The organism is Kitasatospora sp. NPDC056076 (assembly GCF_042266305.1).
In the GTDB taxonomy this organism is placed as follows: Bacteria; Actinomycetota; Actinomycetes; order Streptomycetales; family Streptomycetaceae; genus Kitasatospora.
The window spans coordinates 37,212-48,328 of the sequence record NZ_JBHJWG010000042.1 but is presented as its reverse complement, the minus strand read 5'-3'; the positions used below and the strand labels follow the sequence as shown (position 1 = coordinate 48,328).

At 75.0% G+C, this 11,117-nt stretch carries 11 protein-coding genes; 5 read left to right on the top strand and 6 right to left on the bottom strand.

What is annotated here, in order from left to right:
• Positions 1 to 29: 29 nt before the first annotated feature.
• Entirely contained in the window at positions 30 to 1,016 is a 987-nt protein-coding gene (locus ACFC1T_RS29050; RefSeq protein WP_375893185.1) for a GlxA family transcriptional regulator, read from the bottom strand.
• A gap of 71 nt (positions 1,017 to 1,087) precedes the next feature.
• Between ACFC1T_RS29050 and ACFC1T_RS29045 the strand changes: the two genes are divergently transcribed.
• Positions 1,088 to 1,762, top strand: coding sequence for an HD domain-containing protein (locus tag ACFC1T_RS29045; protein ID WP_375893183.1), 675 nt, complete (start codon positions 1,088 to 1,090; stop codon positions 1,760 to 1,762).
• 48 nt (positions 1,763 to 1,810) lie between these two features.
• Positions 1,811 to 2,233 (top strand): RidA family protein, encoded by a 423-nt coding sequence (locus tag ACFC1T_RS29040; RefSeq protein WP_375893181.1) that lies wholly within the window; start codon positions 1,811 to 1,813, stop codon positions 2,231 to 2,233.
• 56 nt (positions 2,234 to 2,289) lie between these two features.
• Here ACFC1T_RS29040 and ACFC1T_RS29035 read toward each other — a convergent pair whose 3' ends face one another.
• The 5 genes from ACFC1T_RS29035 to ACFC1T_RS29015 form a co-directional block, all read right to left on the bottom strand.
• A complete protein-coding gene (locus ACFC1T_RS29035; RefSeq protein WP_375893180.1) occupies positions 2,290 to 3,075 on the bottom strand; it encodes a hypothetical protein in 786 nt (261 codons plus the stop codon).
• A 170-nt stretch (positions 3,076 to 3,245) separates the two neighbouring features.
• A complete protein-coding gene (locus ACFC1T_RS29030; protein WP_375893179.1) occupies positions 3,246 to 4,049 on the bottom strand; it encodes a thioesterase II family protein in 804 nt (267 codons plus the stop codon).
• Positions 4,046 to 4,885 (bottom strand): BTAD domain-containing putative transcriptional regulator, encoded by an 840-nt coding sequence (locus tag ACFC1T_RS29025; RefSeq protein ID WP_375893178.1) that lies wholly within the window; start codon positions 4,883 to 4,885, stop codon positions 4,046 to 4,048. Before ACFC1T_RS29025 ends, ACFC1T_RS29030 begins: the two co-directional genes overlap by 4 nt.
• 108 nt (positions 4,886 to 4,993) lie before the next feature.
• Positions 4,994 to 6,082: an alpha/beta hydrolase gene (locus tag ACFC1T_RS29020; protein WP_375893176.1), complete on the bottom strand. Its 1,089-nt coding sequence runs from the start codon at positions 6,080 to 6,082 to the stop codon at positions 4,994 to 4,996.
• Complete coding sequence (locus ACFC1T_RS29015; RefSeq protein WP_375893174.1) at positions 6,079 to 6,945, bottom strand: 2-oxo acid dehydrogenase subunit E2; 867 nt, start codon at positions 6,943 to 6,945, stop codon at positions 6,079 to 6,081. The genes ACFC1T_RS29020 and ACFC1T_RS29015 overlap by 4 nt, the downstream gene beginning before the upstream one ends.
• Positions 6,946 to 7,271: 326 nt before the next feature.
• Here ACFC1T_RS29015 and ACFC1T_RS29010 point away from each other — a divergent pair, with 326 nt between their 5' ends.
• The 3 genes from ACFC1T_RS29010 (at position 7,272) to ACFC1T_RS29000 (ending at position 11,049) form a co-directional block, all read left to right on the top strand.
• The gene (locus ACFC1T_RS29010; protein WP_375893172.1) at positions 7,272 to 8,978 is read left to right on the top strand and encodes an AAA family ATPase; all 1,707 of its coding nucleotides are present in this window, start codon (positions 7,272 to 7,274) and stop codon (positions 8,976 to 8,978) included.
• A 155-nt stretch (positions 8,979 to 9,133) separates the two neighbouring features.
• Positions 9,134 to 9,916: a BTAD domain-containing putative transcriptional regulator gene (locus tag ACFC1T_RS29005; RefSeq protein ID WP_375893171.1), complete on the top strand. Its 783-nt coding sequence runs from the start codon at positions 9,134 to 9,136 to the stop codon at positions 9,914 to 9,916.
• Positions 9,917 to 10,056: 140 nt separating this feature from the next.
• On the top strand, positions 10,057 to 11,049 hold the full coding sequence (locus ACFC1T_RS29000; protein WP_375893169.1) for an aldo/keto reductase: 993 nt from the start codon (positions 10,057 to 10,059) through the stop codon (positions 11,047 to 11,049).
• Positions 11,050 to 11,117 lie beyond the last annotated feature (68 nt).

Below are 11,117 nucleotides of genomic sequence, written 5' to 3'. Positions count from 1 at the left end.
CGCCGGCCGGCGCCGGGCCCTTCCCGCTCTCATCCCGCAGTCGCGCACGGGGCCGCCGGTGAACCGGCCGGACCGTGCGGGGTCGAGCGGGTGAAGGTGCGGCGGTAGGCGGTGGGGGTGGTGTCCAGGGCGCGCCGGAAGTGCAGCCGCAGGTTGGCCGCCGTGCCCAGCCCGCAGTCCCGCGCCACCTGGTCCATCGAGCGTTCCGTGGTCTCCAGCATTTCCCGTGCCCGGCCGATCCGGGCGTTGAGCAGCCACTGCAACGGGGTCGTGCCCGTCTCCTCGGTGAACCGGCGCATGAAGGTGCGCTGCGAGAGGCCCGCGTGCCGGGCGAGCACGCGCAGCGTGAGCGGCTCGCCGAGCCGGTGCAGGGCCCAGCCCCGGGTGCCGGAGAGCGAGGCCTCACCGGCCACCGCGACGGGAGCCGGCACGTACTGGGCCTGCCCGCCGTCCCGGTGGGGGGCGGCGACCAGAGCGCGGGCGATCCGGTTGGCCGCCTCCGCGCCCAGGTCGCGGCGCACGATGTGCAGGCACAGGTCGATGCCGCAGCACACCCCGGCCGAGGTGAGCACGTCGCCCTCGTCGACGTAGAGCACGTCGCGGTCGACCGTGACGGCCGGGAAGCCCCGTTCGAACTCGTCGATGTGCTTCCAGTGGGTGGTGGCGTGCAGCCCGTCCAGGATGCCCGCCGCGGCCAGTGCGAAGGCGCCCGTGCAGATCGACACCACGCGCCTGCCCCGGCCGCGGGCTTCGGCCAGGACGTCGAGCACGGCGTCCGGCAACGGGAGGAGCGGTTCGAATCCCGGCACGACCACGGTGTCGGCGGCCCGCACCTGCTCCAGACCCCCGTCGGCGACCAGGGCGAAGCCCGCACTGGTGGCCACCCGCGCGGTGGGCGCGCACAGGGTCATCTCGTAGGGGGTCTCCGGCCGGCTGGAGAAGATCTGCGCCGGGATCGCCAGGTCGAGCGGGGTGACCCCGTCCAGCGCCAGGACCGCGACTCGATGCACCGTCATGGCAGGATCCTAGCGAAGTATGGAAATTTTGCCTCTCACCAGGTCAGGGGCGTCGCGGCCAGGCTGAGTCCATGACCGGACCCACCCACGAGGCGACCGCCGACCTGATCACGCTGCCCGGCACACCGCTCGCCGACGCCGTCGTGAACCTCATCCGGCCGGTGGAAACGCCGTCCGTCTTCAACCACAGCATCCGCAGCTACCTGTTCGCCCGGCTGGTGGCCGACCGCCTCGGCCTGGCCGCCGGCCACGACTACCAGGACGACCTGTTGTTCGCCGCGTGCGCGATGCACGACCTCGGCGTGGCGGCGGACGGCCCGCACAGTCAGCGGTTCGAGGTCGAAGGCGCCGACCGGGCCGCCGCCTTCCTGACCGACCGCGGGGTCCCCGCCGCCGAAGCCGACCAGGTCTGGCAGGCCATCGCCCTGCACACCTCCCCGGGCATCGCGGAACGCCGCGGCACGCTGTGCCTGCTCGTCCGCGAGGGCGTCGCCCTCGACTTCGGCCGCTCACCGGGCACCGAGCACCTCGACGCCGTCACCGACGAGCAGGCCGACGCCGTGCACGCCGCCTACCCGCGGCTGGACATGATCCGTGCCCTCACCGACGCGATCGTCGCGCAGGCCGCGAAGGACCCCGGGAACGCACCCTGGTACACGATCCCCGGCGAACTCCTGCGCGAACGCGAGACCTTCGGCCGGACCCGGCTGGAGCACACCGGCCGCTCGTCCCGCTGGCGCGACTGACCCCACCGGACCCACCACCCCCGTCACCGAGGAAAGGCAAGCACCGCCATGACCGTCCACACCGTCGAGGTCCCCGAGGACAACGCAGTCTTCGGGCAGACCACCAGCGCGTTCGCGAGCTTCGGCTACTCCGCCGCGGTCCGCGCCCACGGCCTCCTGTTCATCGCCGGAACGATCGGCCGCCGCGCCGACGGAACCATTCCGGACGGCATCGAGGAGCAGACCGGGATCGCCCTCCGGAAGATCGAGGAGATCCTCCGGCTGGAGGGCCTCGACATGTCCGCCCTCGTCGACGTCACCAGCTACCACGTCGACATCCACCAGCACCTGCCCGGCTTCGTCGAGGCCAAGCGGCGCCTCGTCGAAGCCCCCTACCCGACCTGGACGATCATCGGGGTCAGCGGCCTCGCCAGCCCGGGACTCCTCGTCGAGATCCGCGCGACCGCCGCGTACCCCGCCGCACCCCGGTAGCCCCGCACTCCTGGGCCCGCTCCCGGGCCCAGGAGCCCGCCACCGGCGGAGAGCCCCTATTCCCGGCGTGCTGCCTCCCCGGCCCCGCCCGCGGTCCGAGCGCGTCGTCGACGGTCGGGCCAGGGGTAGCCGAGCTGGTCGGCGAACGCCTTCGAACCTCCGCAGACCTCGGCAGCCTCGCGGGGATCCTCGGCCGTGAGACGCCCCTCAAGGCGTTCGGCCTGGTCGGCCGGGTCGTCTCCGGAGACCGCAACGGTCATCCTGAACTGGAGCCAGGGGCGGCCCTCCCTGATCGCGGACCGGCCGGGATGGAACAGGAAGACGGTGATCCGGTCGGGTTCCCAGGGCCAGGCGGAGACGCCGTCCAGCTCGCAGTCCCACGCCGCCGGCCAGTCGGTGTGCTCCCGGAGCCGCTCTTCCAGCAGTCGGGCGACCGTTCGGGCCGGCCACTCCCAGCTGCGGTCCGTCGTGGCCCGGTGGATCTCCGCCTCGTACTGATCGGCGTCGAAGCGGAACTCCGGGAGATCGACCTCCTCGGCGACCGGGTTGCGCCAGCCGCTCCAGACCACGTGCTGCCCTTCGCGCCTGATCGTCACGTAGACCGCACCGCAGCACCCTTCGGTGCACCCGGCCTCGGCCAGCCGAACCTCACGAGGGACGTCGGTCGCATGCAGCGGCGCGCTCGGGCCCACCAGGTAGCGAGGATCCTCTGCGGGCCCCTCGTCGAACACGTCGGTCAGGACGTCCCGCCCGTCGACGACCGGTCGGCATTCGGCGCCGGCCCTGGTTCCGAGTGGTGGCACGACGATGCGGAGGGACAGCCGATGCGGTTCTGTGGTCATCGCCTGATGGTCGCGGAGTCATCAGCGGTTGTCAGCCGGGTTTCTGCTCGGGGAGAAGCCTCCGGCTCCTGGCTCCCGGCTCCTGGCTCCCGGCTCTGGCGGGAAGGGCGGAAGCCGGAGTGGGAAGTCGGAGGGGTCGACTTCCCACTCCGGCGGGGCGCGGTGGGCGGTCAGCGGCGGGCCGTGGTGAGGCGGTCGTCGAGGAGGGCGAGCAGTTCCTGCCGGCGTCCGTCGAGGTAGAAGTGGCCGCCGGGGTGGATCCCGAGCTCGAAGGCGGCCGTGGTGTGGCGCTGCCAGGCGGCGGCCTCGGTGGGGGTGACCCAGGGGTCGGCGTCGCCGATCAGGGCGAGGACCGGGGTTGCGACGGTGACCTCCGGGCCGGCGAAGTAGCCGCCCACGGCGGCGAGATCGGCGCGGACGGCCGGCAGGATCATCTGGAGGGCCTCCTCGTCCGCGAGCAGCCGCGGGTCGGTTCCGCTGAGGTCCCGCAGGTGGGCGGCGAGGGAGCGGTCGTCGGTGAGGTGGGCGTACTCGCCGTCGCGCCGGGTGGAGGGGGCGCGGCGGCCGGAGACGGTGAGCAACTCCGGGGCGCGGCCGTCGCGTTCCAGTCGGCGGGTGAGTTCGAAGGCCAGCAGGGCGCCCATGCTGTGGCCGAACAGGGCGTAGCGGCCGTCGCCCACGGCGGCCCGGACGGCGGGCGCGGCCAGGTCGGCGAGCCGGGTGAGGTCCGCGACGGCGGGCTCCCGGTAGCGGTCCTGACGGCCCGGGTACTGCAGGGCCAGCACCTCGACGTCCGGCCCGGCCGCGGCGGCCCAGGGCCGGAAGACCGAGGCCGAGCCGCCGGCGTGCGGCAGGCAGAGCAGGCGCAACGGCGGGTCGGCCGAGCCGGCCGGGTCGGGGGTGCGAGGGGTGCCGGGGGCACTGAACCGGCGTACCCACAGGGAACTGTCGACGGAAGCGGCCGCGGCGCTCACGCCGCCGCCCGCCGTTCGGTCCGGTCGGCCTGGTCGCCCGGCTCGGCGGGCCCGGAGCGCTCGCCCCACTGCGGGCGGAGCAGGTCGAGCCGCCGGTCGGACAGCAGGATCGCCCGCTGTACCTCGCGCAGCGCCCGTCCGGGCTCGATGCCGAGTTCGGCGGTGATGGTGCGGTGGGCCGCGCGGTACACCCGCAGGGCGTCGGCCTGCCGCTCGGAGCGGTAGAGGGCGATCATCAGCTGCCGGTGGAAGGCCTCGTGCAGCGGGTGCTCGGCGACCAAGGAGTAGAGCCGGCCGATGAGTTCGCGGTGGCGCCCGGTGGCGAGGCCGGTCTCGACGTGCATGCCGACGCACTCCAGCCGGGCCTCCTCGGCCCAGGTGGTGAAGCCCTCCAGGACCGGCCCGGAGCGCAGGTCGCCGAGCGCGGGGCCGCGCCACAGGGCGAGGGCCTCCTCGAAGGCGGCGGCGGCCTGTTCGGTGCGGCCGTCCCGGGCGGCGGCCCGTCCGGTCTGCATCAGGTGCTGGAAGTCGTCGGAGTCCAGCCGGTCCTCCGGGCCGAGGCGCAGCACGTACCCGGGGGACTGGGTGACGATGGCGCTCTCCGGGCGGCCGTCGGCGAGCAGCTTGCGCAGCCGCGAGATGTAGACGTGGATCGCCGCCAGGTGGCGTCGGGGCGGGGCGTCCCCCCAGATCTCGAAGCCGAGTTGCGGGACGGGCACCACCTCGTTGGCGCGGACCAGCAGGGTCGCGAGCAGCACCTCCATGTTCCGGGCCTTGACGGCCGAGGTGCCGTGCTCCGTGGTGACGTGCAGGCTTCCGAGCAACTGGTATCTCACCGTGGGCCTCCTGAGGGCGTGTCGTCCGGCTCAGGGTGTCCCACGGGGGCCGTCCGCGCATCAGCGGAACTACGTACGTACGGACGGCCCCGTTCCCGGCCGTCCCCGCTAGCGCCGGTCCAGCGCGCGCAGTTCGGCGCCGAGGGCGAGCCGGCGGTCCAGCGGGCCGCCGCTCATCCGCAGCACCGTGAGCAGCGTCCACAGCCGGGTCTGCGGGAAGAACCGGGGCGAGCCGTGCACGTCGTCGTGCACCCGCAGGCGCAGGCTGCGCAGCGAGCGCCGCAGCCGGTCGGTGTCGGAGGGCGGGATGATCTCGTCCCGGGCGCTGGCGACCAGGGCGACCGGGACGTCGACGGCGCTCAGCCGGCCCGGGTCCAGGGCGAGCGGGGCGAGGGCGTCGAACACCGAGCCGGCGTCGGTGCGGGCGAGGTGGGCGAGGGTGTCCACGGTGACCCGGGGAACGGTGGCGTGCCACGCCCGGTCGGTGAAGAAGTCGTGCACCGGCAGGCCGGCGCCGACCACGCCGCGGATGCGAGGGTCGCCGAGCGCGGCGTGCAGCGCCAGGTTGCCGCTGAAACTGAGCGCCAGCGCGTACGTCCGTGCGGTGTCGGCGCGGTCGGCGACGGCGTCCAGGACGGCGGGCAGCAGGGCGGGCGCCGTCAGGTCGTACGGCAGCGGGTTCTCGCCGACGCCCGGCATCTCGGTGACCACCCCGGCCAGGCCGAACTCGGCCAGCTGGAGCAGGACCGGCGCCCACTGCTCCTTGAGGCTGATGATCCCGCCGGACATCAGCAGCAGCGGTCGCGGCTGCTCCGCCGACAGCCCGCCCGCCCAGGCGGCGACCGGGCCGGCCGGGGTGGGCACCTCGATCCGTTCGATGCCGGGGAAGTCGGCGGCCCAGCGGGCGAACACGTCCCGGGCGCGCTCCTCGGCCTCCCGGCGGGCCGAGCCGGACGGGTAGGGGAAGCGGGCCATCGTGTAGTAGCGGCCGGCCTCCAGCAGCCTGCCCTCGCGTTCCAGCCGGTCGCCCGCCTCGGTCCAGCGGCGCACCCAGGAGCCGGGGCCGCCGTCGCCGTCGTCCACGACACCGTCCAGCACGGCCCCGTACCGGTCGGGGGTGATGCCCTGGGAGGTCGCCTGGGCCACCACGAACTGCTTGAGTTCGGCGAGGTCGTTCGCCGGGGGGCGGCCGGTCATGCCGTCGCCTCCGAAGTGACGGGCGTGCCGGCCTGACCGGCTGTCGCTTCGCCCGTCGCCCCGCCAGGCGCTCCGTCGTCCCCGGGAGCGGGCCACTCCTCCAGTGCGGCCCGGATCTCGGTCAGGACGTCCGCCGCCTCCGCGCCGTCGATGACCCGGTGGTCGAAGGCCAGGCTGAGCCGGAACACCGGCGCGGCGACGATCGCGCCGTCCCGGACCACGGGGCGCTCGACGATCCGGCCGACGCCCAGGGTGACGGTGGTGCCGCCCACCGAGTGGAAGCCGTCGACCGGCCGGTGGCCGAGCGAGGTGACCGCGAAGGTGCCGGTGATCAGCGGGCGCAGCCGCAGGTCGCGGGCCGCGCGGGCGAACCGCAGGCGGCCGCGCAGCCAGGACAGCCGGTGCAGGGCGCGGATGCCGGCGAACTCGGGGAGCTCGGCCGGGTCGCCGTCCAGCACCCGGTCCAGCCGGCGCTGCACCTCGGCGAGGCCGGCGGTGTGCGGCTCGGGGACGACGGTGGACAGCACCACCCGGGTGCCGCCCAGGGTGCGGTCCAGGGTGACCTTGCCGGACACCGTCGGGAACGCGGCCACCCGGGGACGCGGGCCGCCCCGGTAGGCGGAGTTGGCCGCCGGGTGGCGGGCCAGCACTCCGCCGGCGGCCACCAGCAGGTAGCCGACCACCGAGCGGCGCTGTCCGGCCGCGCGGGCCGCGGCCCGGTCGGCGAGTAGCCGGGTGGCGTCCACCTCGGTGTCCAGGAAGACCGGGGAGAAGTCCCGGATCGCCTCCAGGAAGTACAGGGTGTGCCGCCGTTCGCGCGGCGGCGGTGCGAGCCGCGGATCGGCTCCGGTCGGACTGGTCATGACGGGCCCCTCGGGTCGGATCGGTCCGGTCGGTCGGTGGTCACGGGCCGGACCGGTGGAGGGGCCGAGCCTGGCGCACGGCGCCAAACAGGTTCTGAAACGCGAGCTCCGCAGCGGTCGCCGGAGCGGTCGCGGGAATCGTGAAATCCTTGTTTCGTCCGGCCAGTTGATCGGTGTTCGAAGCTACGATCGACCGAGGTTGGGGGGATCCGCCAGTTCCGCCCGCCACGGGGGAGGGGGAAGGGGCAGCAACCGTGATCGCAGTCCAGCAGGCCCGAGACATCCGCGAAGCCCGAGACGATCGAGAGGCCCGAGAGACCCGCGTCGTGACCCGTGACCGTGCCCGCACGGACACCGTCAGACGCGCCGAACTGAACCAACTCCAGTCCGTTCTCGACGAAGTGGCCAACGGCCGGCAGCAGGTGGTGGAGCTCGCCGGAGACCCGGGCAGCGGCAAGTCCCGCCTGCTCACCGCGCTCGCCGAGGAGGCCGCCGCCCGCGGCTTCACCGTGCTGCGCGCCCTGGCCGACCCGGCCGAACAGGGCATGGCCGGCAGCCTGTTCGTGCAGGTCCTGCGCGCCTGGATCGGCCTCGCCGACCGGGCCGGGCTGCGCGACGAACTGCTCGCGGTGATGCGCCGGATCGCCGGGTCGGTGGACCCGGCGGGCGGCTGCCCGGTCCCGGAGCGCCTCTGCGCGCTGCTCGAACAGCACACCTGCCGGGGCCTGTTGATCGTGCTGGACGACGTCCACGCGGCCGACCCCGGCTCGCTCGCGCTGCTCGACCGGCTGATCCGCTGGCCGGTGCGCGCCCCGCTCGCGCTGGTGGTCGCCCACCGGCCCCGGCAGGCCCCGCAGGGGCTGCTCGCGGGCCTGGCCCGCGGCAGCCAGCTCGGCACCACCCGCCGGATCGAGCTCGGCCGGCTCGACCTGGCCCGGGCCGCCGAACTGCTCGACCTGCCCGCCACCGACCCCCGGACGCGCGCCCTGCACCGGGACGCCCACGGGAACCCGCTCTACCTGCTGGCCCTCGCCAGGGTCTGCCCGGGCCGGCTCTCCGGCCGCCCCGAGGGCTCGCTCGCGGACCTGCGGGGCCTGCCGCCGGACGCCGCCCTGCCCGACCGGCTGGCCCGCCACCTGGTGACCGAACTCGCCGTCCTCGGCCCGCGCCAGCGGCTCGTCCTCGCGGCCGCCGCGGTGCTCGGCACCGAGCTGGACCCGCACGGGGTCGCCGCGGTCGCCGGCACCACCCAGGACGAGGCCTGCCGGATCCTCGACGAACTGCGCCGGCTCGACCTGCTGCGACCGCTCGCCGGCAGCCCGCACAGCGGGTTCCGGCACCCGCTGGTGCGCTGGCTGGTCTACGACGGCGCCGACAGCTGCTGGCGCGCCGACGCCCACCGCCGGGCCATCGAGCTCCTCACGGCCCGCGGCGCCCCCGCCGACCGGCTCGCCCCGCACATCGAACGGGCCACCCCCGGGCTGGACCCGCGGGACGCGGCCGTGCTCACCGCGGCCACCCGTACGGCGCTGCGCACCGGGGACACCGAACTGGCCGGGCACTGGCTCGGCGCGGCCCTCACCGCGCTCGGCCGCGGGGGCCCGGCCGACGACCGGGTGGCCGGCCAACTGCTGGCCGCGGCGGACGAGATGGCGGCCCGCACCGGATCGCGCGCCCTGCTCACCGAGGCCACCGTGCGGCTGGGCTGCGAGGACCGCCCCGACGGGGCCGACCGGGCCGGGTCCGGCCGTCCGCCGGGCGGCGCCCCGCCGCCCGCGACCGGCGGGCCGACCGGCGGGCCGACCGGGGCCGGTCCGTACGGCAGCCCGACCCTGGACCTGCTCACCGGACGGGAACGGGAGATCGCCGAACTCGCCGGCACGGGGCTGCGCAGCCGCGAGATCGCCGACCGGCTCGGGCTGAGCGCCCGTACCGTCGAGGTGCACATCGCCCGCACCTACCGGAAGTTGGGCATCGGCTCCCGCGCGGCGCTGGTCCGCCTGGTGGTCGAGGAGCACCGCCGGGCGTCGTGACCGGGCCGGTCCGGGCCCGCCCGGGCCCGGACCGGCCTCCGGGAATAGCCGTCCACCAGGGGCTGTTGAGGCGCTGGACGGCCGCCGGCCGCGGTCGCGCCGGTGCGCACGGCGCGGAGGGCGGTGGGCAGGGTGAGCGCGGAGGAGGAGCACCGGTGAGGTACGAGGTACTCGGCCCGCTCAGGGTCAGCGACCCGGACGGCCAGGTCGTCATCACGTCCCGCAAGACCGAGACGGTGCTGGCCGTCCTGCTCGCCCGGATGGGCCAGGTGGTCTCGGTGGACGACCTGGTGCGCGAGCTGTGGCCCGCCGATCCGCCGCAGCGCGCCCGGGACGCCGTCTACGTGTACGTCTCGCAGCTGCGCAAGCTGCTGACCCGCCCCGGCGAGCCCGATCCGGTCATCACCCGCGCGCCCGGCTACGTCCTGTGGACGCCGCCGCGGGCCGTCGACTTCCAGGCCCTCCAGGAGCAGCTGCCGACCGCCCGGGCGATGATGCGCGAGCGGCGGTACGAGGAGGCCTGCGAGCTGCTGGAGCGGATCGTCGCCCTGTGGCGCGGCCCGGTGCTGGCCGGGCTGCAGGCCGGTCCGGTGGTCAACACCTTCGCGGCCTGGCTCCAGGAGCTCCAACTGGAGTGCAGCGAACTGCTGGTGGAGTCCAAGCTGATGCTCTCCCGGGACCGCGAGGTGGTCTCCCAGCTGCGCTGCCTGATCCGCGAGCACCCGTTGCAGGAGAGCTTCTACGCCCAGCTGATGCTGGCCCTGTGGCGCTCGGGCCGGCAGGCCGAGGCCCTGGGCGTCTACCACTCCGCCCGCGACACGCTCAACCGGGAGCTCGGCCTGGAGCCGGGCTGCTGGCTGCGCAACCTCCAGCGCACCATCCTGGAGGTGCGCGGCGAGGGCCCCGCCCGGCGGACGCCCGCGGCCGTACGGGCCTGACACCGCTCCGCCATCGGCACCGGTACCGCCACGCCGCCGACACCGCTCCGCCGCCAACGCCGTTTGGGTGTGGTTTAGCCCCCTTCGGCACGCTTGGGGGAGGCAGTACCGGAACCCCGAGCGATGACGGAGCGATTCGAGTGAACGATGTCCCCACCCGCCGCCTGGGCGGTCTGGAAGTCGGTGCCCAGGGGCTCGGCGCCCTCGGCCTGAGCGAGTTCTACGGCCCGACCGACCCCGAGCAGGCCGTCGCCACCATCCGTCGGGCGCTCGACCTGGGGGTCACCCTGATCGACACCGCCGACGTCTACGGGCACGGCCTGAGCGAGGAGTTGGTCGGCCGGGCGGTGGCCGGCCGGCGCGACGAGGCGGTGGTGGCCACCAAGTTCGGGGTGCTGCGCACCGGCGACGGGATCGGGCAGGCGGTGCGCGGCGACGCCGCCTACGTGCGACAGGCCGCTGACGCCTCGCTGGAGCGGCTCGGGCTGGACCACATCGACCTCTTCTACCCGGCCCGGATCGACCCCTCGGTGCCGATCGAGGAGACGGTCGGCGCGCTGGCCGAGCTCGTCCGGGCCGGGAAGGTGCGGTACATCGGGCTCTCCGAGGCGGCCCCGGAGACCATCCGCCGCGCCCACGCCGTGCACCCGCTGGCCGCGGTGCAGACCGAGTGGTCGCTGTTCTCCCGCGAGCTGGAGAACGAAGTCGTGCCACTGGCGCGTGAGTTGGGCATCGGCATCGTGCCGAACGCGCCGCTCGGCCGGGGCCTGCTCACCGGGCGCTACCGGGCCGCCGAGGTGTTCGGACCGACCGACTTCCGGACGGTCGCCCAGCCGAGGTTCACCCCGGAGAACTTCCCGGGCAACCTCGCGCTGGTCGACCGGCTGGAGCCGCTCTCCATCGAACTCGGCGTATCCGTAGGTCAGTTGGCGCTGGCCTGGGTGCACCACCGGGGCGAGGACGTGGTCCCGATCCCGGGCACCCGGCGGATCGACCACCTGGAGGAGAACCTCGCCGCCGCGACGCTCGCCCTCGGTGCCGAGGAGCTGGCGGCGATCGAGGCCGCGGTGCCCGCCGGGCAGGTCGCCGGTGACCGGCTCACCGAGTTCAGCCGGCAGTTCGTCGACCGCTGACCGGCTGCCCGAGCACCCGCACCGCACGAACCCGCGCGCACCGGACGGACCCTCGGGCCCGTCCGGTG

Coding starts and splice junctions, on each gene's coding strand:
- ACFC1T_RS29015 (WP_375893174.1), bottom strand. CDS start 6,945: ATGACCAGTCCGACCGGAGCCGATCCGCGGCTCGCACCGCCGCCGCGC.
- ACFC1T_RS29050 (WP_375893185.1), bottom strand. CDS start 1,016: ATGACGGTGCATCGAGTCGCGGTCCTGGCGCTGGACGGGGTCACCCCG.
- ACFC1T_RS29040 (WP_375893181.1), top strand. CDS start 1,811: ATGACCGTCCACACCGTCGAGGTCCCCGAGGACAACGCAGTCTTCGGG.
- ACFC1T_RS29035 (WP_375893180.1), bottom strand. CDS start 3,075: ATGACCACAGAACCGCATCGGCTGTCCCTCCGCATCGTCGTGCCACCA.
- ACFC1T_RS29020 (WP_375893176.1), bottom strand. CDS start 6,082: ATGACCGGCCGCCCCCCGGCGAACGACCTCGCCGAACTCAAGCAGTTC.
- ACFC1T_RS29045 (WP_375893183.1), top strand. CDS start 1,088: ATGACCGGACCCACCCACGAGGCGACCGCCGACCTGATCACGCTGCCC.